This window comes from Streptomyces sp. CA-142005 (assembly GCF_050942335.1).
Classification (GTDB): domain Bacteria; phylum Actinomycetota; class Actinomycetes; order Streptomycetales; family Streptomycetaceae; genus Streptomyces.
In genome coordinates this window covers 655,375-673,691 of the sequence record NZ_CP192078.1, presented here as the reverse complement: position 1 = coordinate 673,691, position 18,317 = coordinate 655,375, and the positions used below count along the sequence as shown (strand labels likewise).

The window sequence follows — 18,317 nt, the reverse complement described above, 5'->3', positions numbered from 1 at the left end:
ACGGAACTTCCGGGTGGGCCCCCATGCGGGGGCCCGGTGCTCGGAGTCCGTCAGCGGACGAAGGCGATCTCCGGGTAGCTCTTGGAGGGCCCGTCCAACAGGCTGGTGTGCTTGCCGCGCAACTGCTTGTCGAAGAAGGCGGCGAGGTACACGCGCTGGATCTTGATCGCCCGCTCGGGGTCGATCGATCCGTACTGCTGCTGCACCTGCTCCGGTGAAAGCCCGAGCAGGGGCGCCACCTGCGGCACCAGCCACTCGTTGTCGCTGAACGACAGGTGCCGCGAGCCGTGGAGCTGGATGTCGACCCGGTACCCCGTCAGGTGGGGCCACAGCTTGCGCCACGACGAGTCGTTGTTGCGGTTGTGCGTGCCGGAACTGAACAGCATGAACGGGCGGCTCAGGTCCTTGCTCGGCGCCGTGCCGAAGAACTGGCCGTCCAGGTTGGCCCCGGCGTCGATGCGGTGGTCGAGCTGCATGGCGGTGTCGACCGCGGCGCCGCCCAGCGACCAGCCGAACATCCCGATGTGGGACGTGTCCACGGACTTCGACAGACCGGAGGGGAGCTTGGCGTGGTCGACGTCCGGGTTGCCGCCCTTGGCGATGGTGCCGAGCTGGTTGATGACGAAGCGGATGTCGGCGGCGCGCACGTTGAGCGTGTCGGAGGAGTGCGAGCCGGCCGGCATGGTGTTGACCTCGAGCCGGTTGCCCGGGAACTGCACCTCGTTGGCGTCGTGGGTGTGATCGACGGCGATGACGATGTAGCCGCGGCTGGCGAGGTCCTCGGCCAGGGCCGTGCCCATCGCGCGGTCCGAGTGCAGCCCGGTCGAGTACAGCAGAACGGGCAGCTTGCCGAGCTTGGTGTCGACCGGGGCCAGGACGTGGCTGGATGTCTGCGGCAGCGCGACCTGCTGCGGCGACAGGCCGCGCGAGTACAGGAAGTGAGCGCCCGAGATCGACGGCATCCACGGCGCCACCGGGTATCCGGAGGTGGTGGAGGCCGGGTACCAGTACGTCACCATCAACTCGCGCGCCCGGTTGCCGGATACGTACGGATCCGTCCGGGACTTGTCGACGAGGTGCTGGCTGAAGGTGCCGACCTTGTAGGGCCCGCTCGGCGCGGGCAGCTTGAGCTGGACGGCGGAGGCCCGGCCACGGCTGAGCGTGGCGGCCGCGTGGGCGTCCTTGGGAAGGGCCGCGCCGTCGTTCTCCGGCGCCCAGTTCGTGGAGTCCTCGTCGGGCGAGGATCCGGTGGCCGACTGTTTGTCGGACGCCTTCCCGGCGGCCATCGAAGGCGTCACCCCGGCTCCCAGGGCGACCGCGAGCACACCTGCGGTACCGACCGCTCGGGCTATGAGTCTGCGGTGGTGGCGCGGTCTGCGGTGTTGCATATAACTCCCCTAGTGGTCACGGGCCCATGGCCCGCTGATGGTCAGGGCACACCGTACCGCTGCCCGGACCAAGAGATCGCGGGACCGTGCGTTTACCGCGGAGTAGCGCGCGCGGACCACGTTTTCCAGGCACGGTCAGCGGATCACGGGCGGCGTACCGCGACCCGTACCGCGATCCGATCGCGCCGGGCGTTGCGTTTGGCTCTGCAACCGGGCAACGTCGAGGATTTGGAGGCCTTCCGGCGCCCGTCACTGGTCACATCGCCCCGCCTGTGAAAGGCGCAACGAGCCGACGACGACAGCCGGATCAGGCGTCCGGCCCGGGGTCCTGTGCCGCGCTTCGACGGCCTTGGCAGTGATCGCTTCCGCACACGCTCGGGCCCACCCCGCCACGGCCCCGTCACAGGTCACGGGGCGGGCCGGTCCAGGGCTTCCTGGGGCAGCGCCTCGTCGGCGGTGGCGGCCCAACTCGCCAGCAGCTTCAGGGCGTCCTCGTCGGGGGAGCCGGGCTCGGCGCTCATCGCCGTCAGGCTCAGGGAAGGGTGCGCGGGCAGCTGCATTGCGTCGAAGGCGAGGGTGAGGTCGCCGACGACCGGGTGGTGGAAGTGCTTCACACCGCTGTAGTGCAGGCGAACATTGTGCCGGGCCCAGGCGATGCGGAACTCCTCGCTGCGGGTGACGAGTTCGCCGATGAGGTCGGTCAGGCCCTTGTCGTGCGGATTGCGGCCGGCCTCGGTGCGCAGCAGGGCGACGGTGTTGTTCATCGACTCCTCCCAATGGCGGCCGAAGAACTCGCGACCCCGGGTATCGAGGAACTTGAACCGGGCGATGTTCGCCGGGGGCTTGTGCCCGTCGCCGAACAAAGGCGCGTACAGGGCGTAGCCGAGCCGGTTGGCGGCGAGGAAGTCGAGGCGGCCGTTGCGGACGAACGCGGGCGCGTCGGTCATGGAGTCCAGGATCCGCTGCACGCTCGGCGGCACCTGCGTCGGCTGCGGGGCGGTACGGCGGCGCTTGTGCGGAGTGGTGTTGGCGGCGCGGGCCAGATCGTCGAGGTGGGCGCGTTCCGCCTCGTCGAGCTGAAGGGCGCGCGCGAGGGAGTCCAGGACCGCCTCGGAGACACCGGAGAGGTTGCCGCGCTCCAGCCGGACGTAGTAGTCCACGCTCATCCCGGCGAGCATGGCGACCTCTTCGCGGCGCAGGCCGGGCACCCGGCGGTTGCCTCCGTACGCGGGAAGGCCGGCCTGCTGCGGGGTGATCCTGGCCCGGCGCGATGCCAGGAACTCCTTGATCTCGTTCCTGCTGTCCACGGCTTCCAGGCTAGGGCGGGTGCACGGAGCGTGGGGGGTTCTGTCATTACCCGGAACAGCATTACCTTCCCCACCCCCGTGACCAGCGGTTTCATCGGTAGCGGAGAGAAGGGGCGGTGCGATCCGCCCTCGGCAGCGGTGACTCACGCGCCGCCGTCCCGCCCTTACGCCCATCTCGTCGTCCGGAGACTTTCGTGCCCACCACCCTGCGGCCGCCTGCCGGCACGGCAGAGGAGGAGCGCGGCCGGCACGCGGTCGCGGCCCTCGCCGCCGCCGTGGTCGGCTTCTTCGTGATCACCCTGGACGCCACGATCGTCAACGTCGCCCTGCCCACGATCCGCGACGAACTGGGCGGCGGGATGACCGGACTGCAGTGGGTGGTGGACGGCTACACCCTCACATTCGCCGCGCTGCTGCTGCCGGCGGGTGCCCTCTCGGACCGCATCGGCGCACGGCGCGCCTTCGGCACCGGCGTGGCGGTGTTCGTCGCCGCCTCCGCGGCCTGCGGCCTGGCGCCCGGACTCGGAATCCTGGTGGCCGCCCGCTTCGTGCAGGGCGCCGGGGCGGCGGTGGTGATGCCCACGACACTGGCACTGATCAGGGAGGCGTACGACGACCAGGCTGGGCGCGCCCGTGCGGTGGCCGTATGGGCGTCGGGCGGGGCGGCGGCCGCTGCCGCCGGTCCGCCCGTGGGCGGAGTGCTGTCCGAGCTGAGCTGGCGGCTGATCTTCTTCATCAACGTCCCCGTGGGTGTCGTCGCCCTGCTCCTGGTGGCGCGGACCCGGCCGTCGCCGCACCGCAGGGTGCCGTTCGACCGGGCCGGGCAGCTCGCCGCGGTCGCGGGGATGGGCGGACTGACGTACGGGGTGATCGAAGCCGGTGCGGAGGGCTTCACCGCCCCCCGCGTGATCGTAGCCTTGGCGGTTGCGGTCCTGGGGCTGACCGGTTTTCTCGCCGTCGAGGCTCGCTCCGCGCACCCGATGGTGCCGCTGGAGATGTTCCGCAACCGCAGCATGGTGATCGCGGTCACCGTCGGCTTCACCTTCATGGTCGGCTTCTACGGGATGCCGTTCGTGCTCAGTCTGTACTTCCAGCAGCTGTGCGGTCTGTCGCCGCTGGCCACCGGGATGGCGTTCCTGCCGATGATGGCCTTCTCCGCACTGCTCACACCGGCCTCCAGCCGGCTGGTGCGAGGGATCGGCCGACGGGCCTCGATCACGGGAGGGCTGCTGTCGATGGCCGCCGGAACGATGATCCTGGCGGTGCTTCCGCCGACAGCACCACTGTGGGCCGTCGCCACGCTGATGGTTCCCGTCGGCCTCGGCGGCCCGCTGGTCATGCCCCCACTGACCGCCCACCTCCTCGACAACGTCCCCGCCCACCGCGCGGGCGTCGCCGGCGGCATCCTCAACACCGCCCGCCAGATCGGCGGCGCCCTGGCCGTCGCCGTCTTCGGCGCCCTGCTGGCAGGCCACGGCGGCTTCCTGCACGGCGTGCGCACCTTCCGTGGCCCCCAAACTGGTCGAGCTGACCGACGACGTCCTCTTCGGGGAGGTGTGGGAGCGCGCCGAACTGTCGCCACGGGACCGCAGCCTGGTCACCGTCACCGCGCTGGCGGCGCTGTACCGGACCGAGCAGCTCGGCTTCCACCTCAAGCTCGCCCTGGACAACAACGGCCTGACCAAGGAAGAGCTCGGCGAGGCCCTGACCCACCTGGCCTTCTACGCCGGCTGGCCCACGGCCATGACCGCCGTCACCCAGTTCAAGAGCATCGCCGAGGAGCCCGCAGGGCCCGAAAGCACCACCACTGCCTGACCTGACCAGCCTCGAAAAGGATTCATTTACCCATGGAACTGTTGAAGAAGCAGCCGACGATGAAGCTGCCGGCCGAGTGGTTCACCGGCGACGCGTGGGCCGACGTCATCTACCGCGGCGAGGAACCCTCCCGCGCCCGCGCGAACGCCGTCCGCTTCGCCCCGGACGCCCGCACCGCCTGGCACTCCCACGGACTCGGCCAGACCCTCTACATCGTCGAGGGCATCGCCCTGATCCAGTCCCGTGGCGGGGAGATCCTCGAAGCCCACCCCGGGGACGTGATCTGGACCCCGCCGGGCGAGGAGCACTGGCACGGCGCCGCCCCCGACCACTTCATGACCCACATCGCCCTGTGGGAGACCGACGACGTCGACTGGCTGGAACACGTCACCGACGGCGGGTACGGCGGCCCCCGCCACAGCACCCGCGCCTGACCGGCCCGGCGCTCCACCCGGCCGGTCGGCGACGTCGGCTTCGTCGGCGTCCCGCAGGGCGGTTCCGCCGGGCCTGAGATTCTCTGCCTGGTGAGGGGCGGTGGCGAACGAGCGTGTCAGCGCCACCGCCCGCCACGGCATCTCTGCGGGCCACCCACGATCCGGTGCATCGCCTTGACCTCCCGGAAGCACGACGCCTTCTTCCGCGACCGGTTCACCCCGTCCGGTCGGGTACCGGGGCCCGGATGCACGTGGGCCGGACGAGTGACAGACTGAGGCAACGGAGTCGGCGGTCCATGGCGGAGGACTCGGGGCGGCCCCCTACCCGTCCTCTCTGTGCCGCATGCCAGCAGCGAGCCATCCCTTCGCTGACCCGTCGGGAACCATCCATGACTTCTGAAGCACAGTACTCACCGGATGAAACCGCTCTTCTGATCGTCGACCCGTACAACGACTTCCTGTCCGAAGGGGGCAAACTCTGGCCCAGGGCAAAGGAAGTGGCGGAAGGCGTCGGCCTGCTCGACCACATGCGCGCCATGCTCGCCACTGCCCGCAGCCGCGGCTTCCGCGTGTTCATCGTGCCCCACCACCAGACGACGCCGAGCGACTACCTCACATGGGACCACCTGTCGGCGACTCAGCAGCACATCGTCAGCCAGCAGATCTTCGCCGAGGGCAGTTGGGGGGCCGAGTGGCACCCCGACTTCCAGCCCCGAGAGGATGAACTGGTCATGCGCCGGCACTGGGCTTCCAGCGGCTTCGCGAACACCGACCTCGACTTCATGCTCAAGCAGCACCACATCCGGAAGATCCTGTTCATCGGTATGCGGGCCAACACCTGTGTGGACACCACCGCTCGCTTCGGCCAGGAGCTGGGCTACCACGTGACCCTCATTCGCGACGCCATCGGCTCCTTCAGCTGGGAGGAGATGGCAGCGACATTCGAGCTCAACGCGCCTTTGTACGCCCATGCCGTCCTCACGACCGATGAGTTCGTCGGCATCGTGAACGGCGCCCCGCGCCAGGGCTTCTCGTAACGCAAGACAGCGCGCGACGCAGGGGTGGCAGCACAACAAGGGAAAGGGCGCCGAGCAGACGTGGAGGTGATCATGCGGGGCGAACGGAGGCACGTCCGGGAACCACGTTCGGACGGCGGTGACTTCCGGTGAGTGCGACCGAGGGAGGAACCGGTCAGGCACGCGGAGGACTTGCCGGGCAGACGGTCGTGGTGGTGGGAGGCAGCGCCGGAATCGGTCTGGAAACCGCGCGGCAGGTGCGTGCGGCCGGCGGCGAGGTGGTGCTCACGGCACGGAACGCCGAGCGTCTGCAGCGGGCGGCCGACGAAGTGAACCCGGTGAGCACGGCCGCGTTCGACGCCCAGGACACCGATCGCCTGGAGCGCTTCCTCCAGGAGCTGCCCGGGCAGGTCGACCATGTGATGGTCACGGCCGGCAGCCCGTCGTACACGCCCCTCGCCGACCTCGACCTGGCCGACGCTGGACGGGACTTCGGCACGCGCATCGCGGTGATGCTGGCAGTGGCGCGGGCGAGCCGCGAGAAGGTCAGGGCCGGGGGAACGCTGCTGTTCATCGGCGGGACGGGCGGCCGACGGCCCGCGGCCGGGATGGCCGTGATGGGCGCCCTCACCGCGGCGCTGCCGGCCCTGACCGCCAACCTGGCACTGGAGATCGCCCCGGTCCGGGTCAACCTCATCGCGGCCGGGTTCGTGGACACGCCGCTGTCGGCCTCCCTCCTGGGCGACCAACTCGAGGTACGACGCGAGCAGTTGAGGAAGACGCTGCCCATCGGCCGGGTGGTCGGTGCAGCCGATGTCGCCCTGGCACTGCACATCATGACCAACGGCGCCCTCACCGGCGCCACCTACGACATCGACGGCGGCCAACAGCTCGTCGCACAGTGATCGCCCGATCAGCAGCCCCGGCCCAAGCCGCAGTCGGAGACGGGAGGCACAAACCATGGACATGAAACTGGAGGTCGTCGTGGTGCCCGTGTCCGACGTCGACCGGGCCAAGGACTTCTACACGGCGCTGGGCTGGAGACTCGACGCGGACATCGCGCCCGACGGCGACTTTCGCGTGGTGCAGGTAACTCCTCCGGGCTCCCCGGCGTCGGTCATCTTCGGCACGTCCGTCACGGATCAGGCACCGGGCTCGGCTCAAGGCCTGCACCTGGTCGTCGACGACATCGAGGCCGCTCACGACGAGTTGGCGCAGCGCGGTGCCGACCCGAGCGATGTGTTTCACGACTCCGGCGGCGTCTTCCACCACGGCGGCACCGACGCCCGGGTGCCGGGACCCGAGCCGCAACACGGCAGTTACGGCTCCTTCCTGTCGTTCAGCGACCCGGACGGAAACGGCTGGCTCCTGCAGGAAGTCACCACCAGGCTGCCGGGACGGCTGAACCCCGCCACCACCGGGTTCGCCTCGGCCGAGGACCTGGCCGGCGCCCTGCGACGGGCCGCGGCGGCGCACGGCGAACACGAGGCGCGCATCGGCGCGGAGGACCCGAACTGGCCGGACTGGTACGCGCAGTACATGGTGAGCGAGCAGGCCGGAACGGAACCGCCGTTGTGAACCGGCCTGGGGTCCCAGGCCGGTGACCGAACGTTGCACGTGACCGAACGTTGCGGGGGGCCGTCGTGCCGTGGTGAGCCTGCGTCAGCCCGTGGGGCGAGGAAGGCTGAGGGACCGGCTCTCCTCCATGACGCGGTAGCCGGCGCTCGTGTACAGGCTCATGGCCACCTCGTTGCCGCCCCACACCGTGAACATCAGCACCGAGTCGCCCGCTTCGAGCGTCGCCCGTTCGCCGGCCGCCATCGCGGCCCGCCCGTAGCCCTTGCCGCGGTGCTGCTCCTGGATGTGCAGCGAGTAGCCATAGGTGACCCCCGGGAGGTGCCGGTGCTTCAGCCAGCCGGTGCCGATCCGCTCGCCCGCCGCCTCCAGCACCAGGAACGTGTTGTCGGGCGTCGCCAGGCCCTGGGGAAGCAGGTCGGCGAAGTCACGGTCGGACTTGCGTACCGCCTCCTCGGGGCCCAGGGCTCCGGAGCGCACGATGTCGCCGACGTAGGCGGACTTCTCCAAGGCGAGCCAGTGGGGATACTCGGCGTCGGTCATCGGCCGTGCGGTGACACCCGCGAGTGGTTCCGACGGGGAACCGATGCGGCGTGTCCTGAGCTGGCCGCGGACGCCGTAACCGTCGAACAGCTCACCGGCGGGCTCGGTGAGCCGTATGTCCAGCCGGCGGGCACCGCGCTCGGCACACCATTGCTCGGCCCACTTCCGGGCGGCCTGCTCGTGTCCCCGGCCGGCGTGGGGCGCGTCGACGTGGAGGTCGCCGATACGGCCCGCGAGAGCGCCGTGGTTGTCGGCTACAACCACGGCGACGTATCCCACGCGCATCCCGGCGTCGGTGATTTCGGCGATGGTCCAGGCACCGGTGTCGGCGCGTACATCCTCGAGCAGGCGCTCCGCGGCGGCCGCGTCGAGGCCGGCCGCCGTGTATGAGGCGAGCAGCCGCCGCTCGAAGTCCTTCTGCCATGAGGTGTTGTCATCAAGGATGCTGAATTCCGTCACCCGATCACACTAGACGCGGCCGCAACAGCGGCTCAGCGGACTGGGCCCGCGCCCGCCCTCGTGAGGCAGGGGCCGCACAGTCCGGCTGCGGCTGCGGCGACCCTGATCGGGGGCACCGGCGACGGCCGCCGCGATGAACGGCTCGGTCATGAAGCCGCACGCGCGGTGCGGATGCCCGAGATCCCGATCGGTGTGCCCATGTGCTTCATGCTGCCAGCACGGAGTGGCCGGAGGATCCGGACGCGAAGGCCAGAATGTGCGGGACTGCTTCACGCAGGCTCTCGAAGTGGCGGTGCACGCCCTCCACTGCGGCTGCGCCATTCACGCCCCACACCGTCATACCGGCGCGCAACCCGGACTGCACTCCGGACGGGGCATCCTCTATGACCAGACAGTCTCCCGGCTCGGCACCCAGTCGCGCAGCGGCCCGCAGATACGGAACGGGGGAGGGCTTGCCCTCCTCCACAGCGGCCGCGTCCATGATCAGATCCGGCACCGGCAGGCCCGTCCGCAGGAAACGGCCGCGCACCCGGTGCTCGTAGTTCGAGGTCACCAGCGCCCAGGAACCCGGCGGCAGGCCGCGCAGCACCTCCACCGCACCATCGAAGGCCGTGTAGAGGCCGGACCGGACATCCTCGTCCTCCAGGGCGTGCAGCGTGGCCAGACACTCGCCCGGATCGTGGCACGCGGCGACCTGCGCGAAGGTTTCGGTGGGTCGGGTCCGCAGCGCCACCCTGTACACCTCGTCCGGATCCAGTCCGTAGCGCTCCGCCCACGCCCGCCACACCCGGCGCTGATTGTCCACGGCATCGATCAACGTGCCATCGACATCGAACAGGACGTACCGCGTGCGGCCGGGATGCGCAGATTCACTGGTCACACATCGATCATGCCAGGCGCCGGGCAACCAGTTGCCGGGCAGCTCTGGAAGCGGGTTGCTCGGCGGCGTGCACTCTTGGCGGCCATGGCGCCTTGGTGGCGCGGTGAAACGGAGTTGACGTCCGATGCGTACTCGGGTCTGCTGCTGCGATGTCCGATCTTCGCATCCAACAGCCGCACGATGACGTCAGGCTCAGGCACTGGCAGTACGTCCACAACGTGATCATCCCCACACACCTCCTGTCCCTGGACGAGGTACGGGAACGCGCGCAGCGCCACCACCTGGAGGTTGCCTACCTAGGTGACGCTCTCGTGGGCTGCAGCACGGTGCGCCCTCCGTCGGACGACACGTGGACGGCCACGGTGATCGCACGCGTGCTCGCTCCTCACCGTGGGCAGGGGATCGGCGAGGAGCTCTATGCGCGCGGCCTGAAGCAGGCACGAGAGTGCGGCGCCAAGGTGATCGAAACAGTGGTCCTGTCCTCCAACGAGGACGGACTGCGGTTCGCGTGCAAGCACGGGTTCGTCGAGATCGAGCGGTACCTTCTGCCGGGGGACACCGTTCCTTGGATCGATCTGCGCCTTTCCTGACCCGCGGCGCCCGTCAGTCGTCACGACCTTCATGTCAAAACCTGAGCCCTACCGCTCGGGAGGCGTGGTGGATCGCAGGTTCGAACGGCGGCTATGCGGACACGCGGCGGGAGTCGGCGAGTAGGGCGCGCAGGGGGGCGGTGTCGGGCGTGTCGGCGACGGCCGCATCCAGGGCCTCGTCCATGCCCTTCTCCCACGCCTCCGGCAGGATGAGTCCAGGCTGCCCCGACCAGGCGATGTCCGGGGTGGCGTGGCCGGCCTCGGCGAGGCGCAGGTGGACCATGCCCGCGAGCCCGTCGAAGATCTTGGGGCGGATGAAGTTGCGGGCGGACGACCCGATCAGTCGCGCCGCCTGATGCGGCTTGGGCATGCGGTCGGCGACCGCCATCCACAGAAGGCCTCGGTCGAACGCGTCGAGTATCTCCTCCAAGCCGGGCAACCGGTCGTTCGCCGCCCCCTCGGCCGGGGCATCTCGGCGAGCGGTCACCGTACCGTCCGCGCCTTGCGCCGATGAACGAAGCGCCCTGGCCACGGCGACCCGCAACGGCCGGGACCAGCCCTCGGCGTCGGCGACCGCGCGGGCCATCACGAGGTCGTCCCAACCCATGCGCCGCAGCTGCGCCGCCTCCTGCGGCAGTGTGCGCGCCTCCAGGGCGGCGAACAGCCGGTCCGGGTCGTGCAGCAGGGTGAGCGCGGCCGCCTCGTCGACAGGCCCATCGGCTCGGTCATCGGCGGACAGCTTCTCGATCAGGGCGATCCGCTCGGCAACCGGCGGGTGCGAGTCGTACCGGTGCGGGCGCGGCGGACGCTGCCTGGCGGAGAGCGCAGCGAGCTGCTCCCCGGTGCGGGCGGCGAGCAGCCGTCGGAAACAGCCGTGCACCTCGCCCACGGGCGGCAGCGCTCCCAACGCCCTGCCCATCGCGGCGTACGTCTCCAGGTAGTGGGTGTACGCGGCAGCGAGCACCGGAACGACGCGCAGCGCGGCGACCGTCGCGTCACGTCCCGCGTACCGGGCGGCCATCTGGTCCGCGGCGCGCTCCTGGTGGCGGGCCAGGGACTGCGAGGTCCGCAGGAACATCCGGGCGTATCCAACGTACAGGGCGCCGAGCACGTGGTGCAGCCGCGTGCTGCCCTCTTGGAAAACCTCCACCGTGTGCAGTACCGCTTTCCGGCCGCGCATCGTGACACCGCCGAGCCGGGTGTCGAGGTTGGCGTAATGCCCGAACTCGTGGGCGAGGACGGCACGCAACTGCGGGACGGTCAGCCCGGCGAGCAGGGGCAGGCCCAGGAGCATACGGCGTCGTCCGGGCAGCAGCCCCAGCAGGCGGTTGTGCTCGGCGACCCCCGCGTTGACCTCGGCGACCAGGTAGAGCTCGTCCGGCGGACGCTCCCCTGTCACTTCGGCGGCGGCGCGCACCTGTTCCCACAGCTCCGGCTGGTCCTCTGGCCTGACCGCGACCGCGTGCGGCACCGGACCCAGACGCCCGGCCCGCAGAAAGGCGAACATGCCCCGCAGAATCGCCGCCGCCAGGAGAACCGTGACGGTCAGGACCATGCCCTCGAGCCAGGCCGCCTGCGCGGTCAACAGCCGTGTCACCACGAGCCAGTCGAACGCCGCCATGGCCGACAGCAGAACCACGCCCATGACATAGAAGCCGGCCAGTAGCACGAGCGCGCGGACAGCACGCAGTCGGAACGTCATCGGAAGATCCCCCACAGGGCTCGGCCAGCCCGAATGGGCCGCAACGCTCGCGGATACTACCTCCGGCTCTCTGAGCCAGTCCGCCGCCCCCATCGACGAAGGCAGACGCCGCGCCCACGCAACCCGGCCACATGGACTCGCTGGATATGTGCTGGTCTAGGAGACAGCGCATTGTGACCACGGCTGGCCGCCGGCCCGTCGCGGCCGGTACCAACACCCCGGGCACGCCCCTCCTCGCCTATCTCTGGTGTGGCTGACGTCGCGTCAGGCTAGGGTTGCATCGACGTTCGGCTATCGAGGCACGGGGGACCGATGACTGGTCAGTGGGAGAGACTCGGCGAAGCGGGCGGCATCGAGGCGTATGTGCACCGCCCGGCGGGTGACGTGCGGGGCGCCGTGGTGGTCTGCTCCGAGCTGTACGGAGTGAACGCCTATGCCCGCGACACCTGCGCGGAGTTGGCGGCGGCCGGATACGTTGCGCTGGCGCCCGACTACTACTGGCGCAACGCTCGCCGCACCGAACTCGGGTACTCCGCCGAGGAGCGCGAGCAGGGCCTGGTGCTGATGCGCGCCCTGGACCGGGACGAGTTGGTGGCCGACGCCTCCGCGGCGCTGGCGGCGGCGCGCACTGAAGCCGGGGAGCGAGGCGTGGCCTTCCTCGGCTTGAGCATGGGCGGGCACATCGCGGTGCGGGCGGCGACCGAGCTGTCCTTCGAGCTGGCCGCGGTCTTCTACCCGGGGTGGCTGCTGAACAGCGGCTTCCCGCTGGTCGGCCCGGTGCCCCCACTGGAGACCAGCGAGCGGATCGCAGCGGGCGGCGCCTTCCTGCTGGGTTTCCGCGGCGAGCTGGACCACATCATCCCGGCCGAGGAGTGGGAGGAGGCCGAGCAGCGGCTGACCGAGGCCAAGGTGCCGCACGAGCTGGTGACCTACCCGGGCGCCCGGCACGGCTTCGCCTGCGCGGACCGCCCGGCCGACTACGACCCGCAGGCCGGCGCGGACGCCTGGCGGAGGGTCTACGCCGCGTTGGAATCGCACCTCTGAGCCTGCGCCGAGACCAATGGGCAACGCCCTGCGCGCAGACTTGGATGGCCAGGGCCGCGGTGCCGTCCACAGCCCTTCCGGAAGCCGATCAGCAGGACGTAACCTCCTTGCCGCAGCAAGATCTTCACGCCACGCTCAGGGGGAGACCGCATGCAGCGCAGCTCCACTCCGCTCGCCACGACGCTGGGCACGGCGGCCCTGCTGTCCGCAGCCGCCGCATGGGGTACGGCGTGGTACCGGTACGACGAGGACACCCCGCGCCTGGACGTGCTCGTACCGCTGGCCCTGGCGGCGCTGTTCGTCGCGGCCTGGCTGCTGGCCTCTCGGTCGGCGCCCCCCGTACGGCCGCTGCCGGCGACCGCCCCCGCCCAGGGGAGGATCCCCGGCAAACTGGGAGCGGTGCGCCGCGACTGGGGGTACGTCGTCGCGGCCTACCTCACCGTCTGGGCACCGTTCGTGGCAGCGTCTCTGATCAGCTAAGTGAACCTATGCGAACCGTAAGGTCTGGCAAGGGTTCTGCCCATCTGGGCGGGGATGCGTGAGCGTGGAGGTGGAATCCCGCGCCCAGTGCTGCTCCGCGTGGCCGGTGTCGGCTGGTGGTGGGTGTGCTGATCGTGGTCACGCCCTGGTGCCGGTGGGCTGCGCGGGGCAGCCGGGTCCGGTCCGTTGGTGCGTGTCCCTCCGGACGCTGGCCGGCACGGCCGAGGGGCCGGGTCGGGGAGGGAACCTCACGTCGCCTGGGCGTGGGGCGGTTGGTTCGTGGCCGGGTGGGGCCGGTCTTCGACCGGTCCGTCCGGTGGGTCTTCGGGCCGGCAGTGATGACGGCCTTGGCCTCCATCGTGTCCACCACAGCGCGGATCAGCATGGTGCCGCTCGGGCGGTCCACGACGGTCTTGGTCTGGTGGGTAAGACCGCGTGCCGCGATCCGCTGCCAGGCCCCTTGGTCGCGGTCGCCCTGCCACCCGCACTGCCGACTGGGGCAGATGGCCCACTTCCAGCCCGGCACGGTGGGCCGGTCGGGGGCCTTGCGATGCCGCAGCGCAGTGAGGCAGTGGGGGCAGTGCTTGGAGGTGTTTTGTGGCGGCACGGTGACCACGGCGATGCCGGCTTCGGCGGCGAGGTGGCGCATGCGGTCGGTGATCTGCCCGCGCACTGTCTGCGAGAGGCGGGTGTTGTGGGTGCGGCCCATGCCGCCTGCTTCCATCGACCGCAGTTCTTCCAGGTAGATGACCGTGGCCCCGGCCGCGACGGCTTGGTCCACGGCCCAGCGGGCAGCCCCCAGGCAAGGGCGTCGTTGAGGTTCGAGCGGCGCGCCGAGACGCGCCGGATCTCCTCCTCCAGGATGGCGTTCTTGCCGTTCAGGGCGGGGTCGGCGAGCCGGTCGTAGTGGTCGGTCCTGGCGTGCAGGCGCTCCGAGATCCGCCGGAGCCGGTGCTGCTTGGCGAGCACGCCAGCGGCCCGGAACTGCGCGCCCGCTCCGGGGGCGGCGATACGGCCGTCGTCGTGCAGCCGGGCCGCACCTGCGCTGAGCAGGGTGTTCAGGCCCCAGTCCACGCCGAGGGCCACGGTGTGCCCGCTGCGCTGGGTCTTGGGTACGGGGTGGGTGTAGGCGAGGTCGGCGCGTACCTTCCCGCCCGCGATGCGCAGGGTGGGAAGGTGGATCACCGCGTTCGCCGGGATCGTGGGCGGCAGCGTGATCGGGCAGGACACCCAGGTCCAGTCGTGGTATGCCTGCGGATCGGGCCGGGTGGGGAGCTGCAAGCGCAAGAGCGCCCGCTGCCCGTCGTCGGCTCGTTCGATGGTGGCCTGCTGCCCGTCGCACGCGGCGAGCAGCAGCATGCGCGCAACCCGCGGCGACGGCTCCAGCTCGAACACGTCGGCCGGGAGACGCCCGTGCTTGCGCTCGAAGGTGGCAACCTGGCGGGTGCGGGAGCGGATGATACTGGACGGCAGATACTCGCCGCCCGGTATCGCGGCCCGTACCGCATCCCAATCCCCAGGGGTGCGCTTCGCGGGGTCAGCGGGCCACGTCGCCAGAATTCCGGCGGCCATGTCGGCGCGCCATTTCACCGACCGCAGCGCACGCCCGGCCTGTTCCTGGGCCATGCGCACGATCCGGTCGTTCACCTTCACGCCGTCGGGGGCGGCGCTCCAGCCCAGGCGGCGCAGCGCCATCCACGCGTTCGACGGCAGTTTCCTGCCGCCCGCATCCTGGCCGGAGGCCAGCGTGTTGACGTCGGCGGTGTTCCAGTGCTCGGCCAGCAGCGCGCCAGTCATTCCGGCCGCCAGCTCGGTGCACCAACCCACTCGTTCGGCCAGGGCAGCGGTGGTCACCACTTCGCCGGTCCTCTCGTCCACGCCGGTCCGGACGAGGGCGCGGGCGCAGGCGGTGCGGGAGGTCTCGCCGTCGGCGAGGGGCAGTCTCCGGCTCACGCGGCACGGTCCTGGCCGCCGCACTGGCCGGACTCGGCCAGCAGACGGCGGCGGTTCTCCGCGCTGCGCATCCCGTACAAGCGCCCGGCGAACGTAGTGACCAGAGAGACGAAATCCTCCAGCAGCTCATCCCGGCCGCCGAGCTTCTTCGGGTGCAGCACCTCCACAGTGACCCCGTACACGGCGAACAACCGCTTGAGCCAGCCCACCCCGAACCGGGCCAGCCGGTCCTCATGCGTGACGCGCACCACGGTCACGGAGCGGTCCGACACCATCGCCAACACCCGGTTCAAACCGGGCCGGTTCTCCTTCAGGCCCGAGCCGCGATCCTTGACGACCTTGACGATCTCCCCCGTAGAGGTGGCCCGCAGTTCAGCCTCCTGGGCCTCCAGGGAGGACTCCTGATCGGACGAGCCGGACACGCGCACATACAGCAATTCCAGGCGCGGACGGGAGGTTTCGGAGTTGCTGCCGCGCTTCAAGTTCTCCACGTCCACCGAGGAGAACCGGCGCTCACGACCGACCCACGTGAACGGGATCTTGCCGTCCAACGCCCACTGCCGAAGCGTCATCGGGTGTATCCCGAGACGCTTCGCAGCCTTGGACATACGCAGCAACTCCATGCGCGCAACAATACATGCACAACACTAGGGATTACTAATGAAGTTGGTGAGCCTGCTCCGCCTACGGCGGCCGAGGGTCGATCCTGGGCGGCCTGCACGACATCCTCACCTGGCTCCTCGGCGCGGTGCTGTCCCTGTTCGCCATCGGCATGCTCAAGAACCAGCTCGGTCCCGCGCAGCGCATACTCAGAGAGGATGCGGCCGCGGGCAGCGTCCACGCCATTCGCGTCCGCTTCCGTACCCCGGTGCGGGAGGCCTACCAGTACACGACCGGGGACCGTGCCCGCCCGTTCGCCACCTCCAGTTCCTACTGCATCGAGCTGGAGCCCGAGAACGACGCCGACATGCAACGGACCATCCACCGGTCGGCGGGGGCACGGGTGGGCCGGCGGCCGGTTGCGCGGGCATCTGCCAGGGCTGGGGCTGCTGGTAGGGGTTCGGGCGGCCAGGCTGCTGGTACGGGTTCGACTGGTGTCCGAGCGGGGGCTGTTGCGGATCCTGTCCGCCCGCCGACGACTGCTCTCCTGGCCACATGTGCCGTCACGAGACGGCACGCTGCCAGCGAGTGATCCGTCGGCCTGTTTCCCGTGATCCATCCGGGAGTTGGCGAACCGGCGGAGACATACGGCAGGCACCGTACGGCGCCGTGCTCGCACCTGCCGGCGAACTGCGAGTACGACGACCACAAGGCCTGCGCGGCCTGGTCCTGCCGCGCACCGACCGGAACCGGGTGTACTGCCTCGGCCCGGCACGCCGAAGCCGCCACCCGAGGCCCGGACCCGCCGCCCCGCCCCCGCCCTTGCCTGGTCCCTGCCGCCACCCTATTCTAGGTAGACCTACCTACCTAGTTTGGAATGTGATGAGCGAGACCGGCGTGAGCACGGGGGAGAGGGGCAGGCGGCGGCCTGCCCGGGAACGGCTGCTGGCGGCGGCGGCTCGCCGCTTCTATGCCGACGGGGTGGCGGCGACCGGCATCGACACGATCACCGCCGAGGCCGGCGTGGCCAAGATGAGCCTCTACAACAACTTCTCCTCCAAGGCCGATCTGGTCAGGGCCTACCTGGACGCTCGGCACGAGGAATGGCTCGGCCTGTACCGGGCGCGCCTGGAGCAGGCCGGGGGCCCGCGCGACGGCGTGCTGGCGGTGTTCGACGCCTACGCTGACCACGCGGCGTTCGCCTACGAGCACGGCTTCCGTGGCTGCGGCCTCCTCAACGCCGCCGCCGAGCTCCCGGCCGGAGACGCGGGCCGGGCCGTGGTACGCGCCCACAAGGAGGAGGTCGAGCGCCTGATCTCCGGCCATGTGGAGCAACTGCTTCCCAGGCGCCCCGACGAGGCACGGGCGACGGCCGAACACCTCGCGTTCCTTCTGGAGGGCGCGATGGCCCGCGCAGGCCTAGAAGGCGACGGCGACCGCCTCCAGCACGCCCGCGCCATGGCGGCGGCCCTGCTGGACCGGCTGTGAAGCGGCCCGCCGGACACGGCCGGTCCGCAGGGATGGGTGCCCTGTGCGTGCTGGCGGCCTCCGTTCTGTGGGGCACGACCGGCACGGCCGCCACGCTCGCCCCGGACGTGGGCCCGCTCGCCATCGGTGCCGTCGCCATGGGCCTGGGCGGACTCCTGCAAGCCCTCGCCGCCGCTCCGCAGGTGGCGCGCCACGCGTCCCGTCTGCGCGAGCAGCGCCGCACGGTTCTGCTCGGCGGCGCCTCGGTGGCGGTCTACCCCCTGGCGTTCTACAGCTCCATGCACCTGGCCGGGGTCGCCGTGGGCACCGTGGTGTCCATCGGCATCGCCCCACTCGCCTCGGCCCTCATCGAGCGCGTCGTGGACGGCCGCCGGCTCACCCGCCGCTGGTCGGTCGCAGCCGCGCTCGGTCTGCTCGGCACCGTCCTGCTGTGCGTCGCCGAGGCGGCCCGCGCCGCCGATGACACGGCAGGTGCATCGGTGGCCACCACGCTGCTCGGCGTGAGCCTCGGCCTCGTCGCCGCCGCGACCTACGCCCTCTACTCCTGGGCCGCGCACCGGCTCATCACCCGCCGGATCGCCTCCCGCGCGGCGATGGGCGCGGTGTTCGGACTCGGCGGGCTGCTCCTGTTGCCCGTCCTGCTGGCCACGGGTGCCCCGCTCGTCGGCTCCTGGTCCAATGCGGGGGTCGGCGCCTACATGGCGCTGGTCCCCATGTTCGCGGGGTACGTTCTCTTCGGTTGGGGGCTCGCGCACGTACCGGCCAGTACCGCCACCACACTGTCCCTGCTCGAACCCGCCGTCGCCGCCGTCCTCGCCGTCATGGTCGTCGGCGAACACCTCCCTGCCGCCGGCTGGACCGGGATCGCGCTCGTCGTCGCATGCCTAGCTGTTCTCACCAGTCCCGCCCCGGCCGGCCGTGGGCGACGGCAGCGGTCCAGTGAGCTGGTCCCCGGAGACGACGTGGGCGACGCGAGGAAGGGCGAACTGGCCCCCGGCCGATCTTGAGGCCGTCTGCGCCACGCGAGCGCGCGCGCCATGCGA

Annotated in this window: 17 protein-coding genes and 1 pseudogene; 11 read left to right on the top strand and 7 right to left on the bottom strand. The window is 70.7% G+C overall.

The window, feature by feature from the left end; genetic code table 11:
- Positions 1-50 precede the first annotated feature (50 nt).
- Both ACQPXS_RS03525 and ACQPXS_RS03520 read right to left on the bottom strand, forming a co-directional pair.
- A complete protein-coding gene (locus ACQPXS_RS03525; RefSeq protein ID WP_433446791.1) occupies positions 51-1,388 on the bottom strand; it encodes an alpha/beta hydrolase family protein in 1,338 nt (445 codons plus the stop codon).
- Positions 1,389-1,795: 407 nt separating this feature from the next.
- Positions 1,796-2,695: a helix-turn-helix transcriptional regulator gene (locus ACQPXS_RS03520; RefSeq protein ID WP_433446789.1), complete on the bottom strand. Its 900-nt coding sequence runs from the start codon at positions 2,693-2,695 to the stop codon at positions 1,796-1,798.
- Between the two features lie 116 nt (positions 2,696-2,811).
- Between ACQPXS_RS03520 and ACQPXS_RS03515 the strand changes: the two are divergent.
- The 6 genes and pseudogenes from ACQPXS_RS03515 to ACQPXS_RS03490 all read left to right on the top strand — a co-directional run.
- Positions 2,812-4,149 (top strand): annotated as a pseudogene (locus ACQPXS_RS03515) (MFS transporter); the annotation flags it as partial.
- Positions 4,150-4,201: 52 nt separating this feature from the next.
- Positions 4,202-4,510 carry a carboxymuconolactone decarboxylase family protein gene (locus ACQPXS_RS03510; RefSeq protein ID WP_433455688.1) on the top strand — a complete coding sequence of 103 codons (309 nt, stop codon included), beginning with the start codon at positions 4,202-4,204 and terminating at the stop codon, positions 4,508-4,510.
- A gap of 32 nt (positions 4,511-4,542) precedes the next feature.
- Positions 4,543-4,944 (top strand): (R)-mandelonitrile lyase, encoded by a 402-nt coding sequence (locus tag ACQPXS_RS03505; protein WP_433446787.1) that lies wholly within the window; start codon positions 4,543-4,545, stop codon positions 4,942-4,944.
- Between the two features lie 389 nt (positions 4,945-5,333).
- The gene (locus ACQPXS_RS03500) at positions 5,334-5,981 is read left to right on the top strand and encodes a cysteine hydrolase family protein (RefSeq protein WP_433455686.1); all 648 of its coding nucleotides are present in this window, start codon (positions 5,334-5,336) and stop codon (positions 5,979-5,981) included.
- 128 nt (positions 5,982-6,109) lie between these two features.
- A complete protein-coding gene (locus ACQPXS_RS03495; protein ID WP_433446785.1) occupies positions 6,110-6,865 on the top strand; it encodes an SDR family oxidoreductase in 756 nt (251 codons plus the stop codon).
- Positions 6,866-6,920: 55 nt separating this feature from the next.
- Positions 6,921-7,538 (top strand): VOC family protein, encoded by a 618-nt coding sequence (locus tag ACQPXS_RS03490; protein ID WP_433446783.1) that lies wholly within the window; start codon positions 6,921-6,923, stop codon positions 7,536-7,538.
- An 84-nt stretch (positions 7,539-7,622) separates the two neighbouring features.
- Here the strand turns inward: ACQPXS_RS03490 and ACQPXS_RS03485 are convergent, their stop codons facing one another.
- Positions 7,623-8,537 (bottom strand): GNAT family N-acetyltransferase, encoded by a 915-nt coding sequence (locus tag ACQPXS_RS03485; protein ID WP_433446781.1) that lies wholly within the window; start codon positions 8,535-8,537, stop codon positions 7,623-7,625.
- A 205-nt stretch (positions 8,538-8,742) separates the two neighbouring features.
- Entirely contained in the window at positions 8,743-9,417 is a 675-nt protein-coding gene (locus ACQPXS_RS03480; RefSeq protein WP_433446779.1) for an HAD family hydrolase, read from the bottom strand.
- A 149-nt stretch (positions 9,418-9,566) separates the two neighbouring features.
- Here ACQPXS_RS03480 and ACQPXS_RS03475 point away from each other — a divergent pair, with 149 nt between their 5' ends.
- Entirely contained in the window at positions 9,567-10,007 is a 441-nt protein-coding gene (locus tag ACQPXS_RS03475) for an N-acetyltransferase family protein (protein WP_433446777.1), read from the top strand.
- Positions 10,008-10,098: 91 nt separating this feature from the next.
- Here ACQPXS_RS03475 and ACQPXS_RS03470 read toward each other — a convergent pair whose 3' ends face one another.
- Positions 10,099-11,709: a M48 family metalloprotease gene (locus tag ACQPXS_RS03470; RefSeq protein ID WP_433446775.1), complete on the bottom strand. Its 1,611-nt coding sequence runs from the start codon at positions 11,707-11,709 to the stop codon at positions 10,099-10,101.
- A gap of 312 nt (positions 11,710-12,021) precedes the next feature.
- Here ACQPXS_RS03470 and ACQPXS_RS03465 point away from each other — a divergent pair, with 312 nt between their 5' ends.
- Together ACQPXS_RS03465 and ACQPXS_RS03460 are read left to right on the top strand one after the other, a co-directional pair.
- Complete coding sequence (locus ACQPXS_RS03465; RefSeq protein WP_433446773.1) at positions 12,022-12,753, top strand: dienelactone hydrolase family protein; 732 nt, start codon at positions 12,022-12,024, stop codon at positions 12,751-12,753.
- 150 nt (positions 12,754-12,903) lie between these two features.
- Positions 12,904-13,233, top strand: a complete 330-nt coding sequence (locus tag ACQPXS_RS03460; RefSeq protein WP_433446771.1) for a hypothetical protein — start codon at positions 12,904-12,906, stop codon at positions 13,231-13,233.
- Here the strand turns inward: ACQPXS_RS03460 and ACQPXS_RS03455 are convergent.
- Both ACQPXS_RS03455 and ACQPXS_RS03450 read right to left on the bottom strand, forming a co-directional pair.
- Positions 13,226-13,882, bottom strand: a complete 657-nt coding sequence (locus ACQPXS_RS03455; RefSeq protein ID WP_433455684.1) for a zinc ribbon domain-containing protein — start codon at positions 13,880-13,882, stop codon at positions 13,226-13,228. The two genes, ACQPXS_RS03460 and ACQPXS_RS03455, sit on opposite strands and share 8 nt — an antisense overlap.
- Positions 13,883-15,182: 1,300 nt before the next feature.
- Positions 15,183-15,809, bottom strand: coding sequence for an IS607 family transposase (locus ACQPXS_RS03450; RefSeq protein WP_433446769.1), 627 nt, complete (start codon positions 15,807-15,809; stop codon positions 15,183-15,185).
- Positions 15,810-16,668: 859 nt separating this feature from the next.
- Between ACQPXS_RS03450 and ACQPXS_RS03445 the strand changes: the two genes are divergently transcribed.
- Both ACQPXS_RS03445 and ACQPXS_RS03440 read left to right on the top strand, forming a co-directional pair.
- Positions 16,669-17,274, top strand: coding sequence for a TetR/AcrR family transcriptional regulator (locus tag ACQPXS_RS03445; protein WP_433446767.1), 606 nt, complete (start codon positions 16,669-16,671; stop codon positions 17,272-17,274).
- A 32-nt stretch (positions 17,275-17,306) separates the two neighbouring features.
- Positions 17,307-18,281 carry a DMT family transporter gene (locus ACQPXS_RS03440; RefSeq protein WP_433446765.1) on the top strand — a complete coding sequence of 325 codons (975 nt, stop codon included), beginning with the start codon at positions 17,307-17,309 and terminating at the stop codon, positions 18,279-18,281.
- The last annotated feature ends 36 nt before the right edge of the window (positions 18,282-18,317 follow it).

Bases quoted from the DNA above. Each gene is read 5' to 3' on its own strand.
- ACQPXS_RS03525 (WP_433446791.1), bottom strand. From the start codon at position 1,388: ATGCAACACCGCAGACCGCGCCACCACCGCAGACTCATAGCCCGAGCG.
- ACQPXS_RS03505 (WP_433446787.1), top strand. From the start codon at position 4,543: ATGGAACTGTTGAAGAAGCAGCCGACGATGAAGCTGCCGGCCGAGTGG.
- ACQPXS_RS03500 (WP_433455686.1), top strand. From the start codon at position 5,334: ATGACTTCTGAAGCACAGTACTCACCGGATGAAACCGCTCTTCTGATC.
- ACQPXS_RS03490 (WP_433446783.1), top strand. From the start codon at position 6,921: ATGGACATGAAACTGGAGGTCGTCGTGGTGCCCGTGTCCGACGTCGAC.
- ACQPXS_RS03475 (WP_433446777.1), top strand. From the start codon at position 9,567: ATGTCCGATCTTCGCATCCAACAGCCGCACGATGACGTCAGGCTCAGG.
- ACQPXS_RS03470 (WP_433446775.1), bottom strand. From the start codon at position 11,709: ATGACGTTCCGACTGCGTGCTGTCCGCGCGCTCGTGCTACTGGCCGGC.
- ACQPXS_RS03465 (WP_433446773.1), top strand. From the start codon at position 12,022: ATGACTGGTCAGTGGGAGAGACTCGGCGAAGCGGGCGGCATCGAGGCG.
- ACQPXS_RS03460 (WP_433446771.1), top strand. From the start codon at position 12,904: ATGCAGCGCAGCTCCACTCCGCTCGCCACGACGCTGGGCACGGCGGCC.
- ACQPXS_RS03455 (WP_433455684.1), bottom strand. From the start codon at position 13,882: ATGCGCCACCTCGCCGCCGAAGCCGGCATCGCCGTGGTCACCGTGCCG.
- ACQPXS_RS03450 (WP_433446769.1), bottom strand. From the start codon at position 15,809: ATGGAGTTGCTGCGTATGTCCAAGGCTGCGAAGCGTCTCGGGATACAC.
- ACQPXS_RS03445 (WP_433446767.1), top strand. From the start codon at position 16,669: ATGAGCGAGACCGGCGTGAGCACGGGGGAGAGGGGCAGGCGGCGGCCT.
- ACQPXS_RS03440 (WP_433446765.1), top strand. From the start codon at position 17,307: ATGGGTGCCCTGTGCGTGCTGGCGGCCTCCGTTCTGTGGGGCACGACC.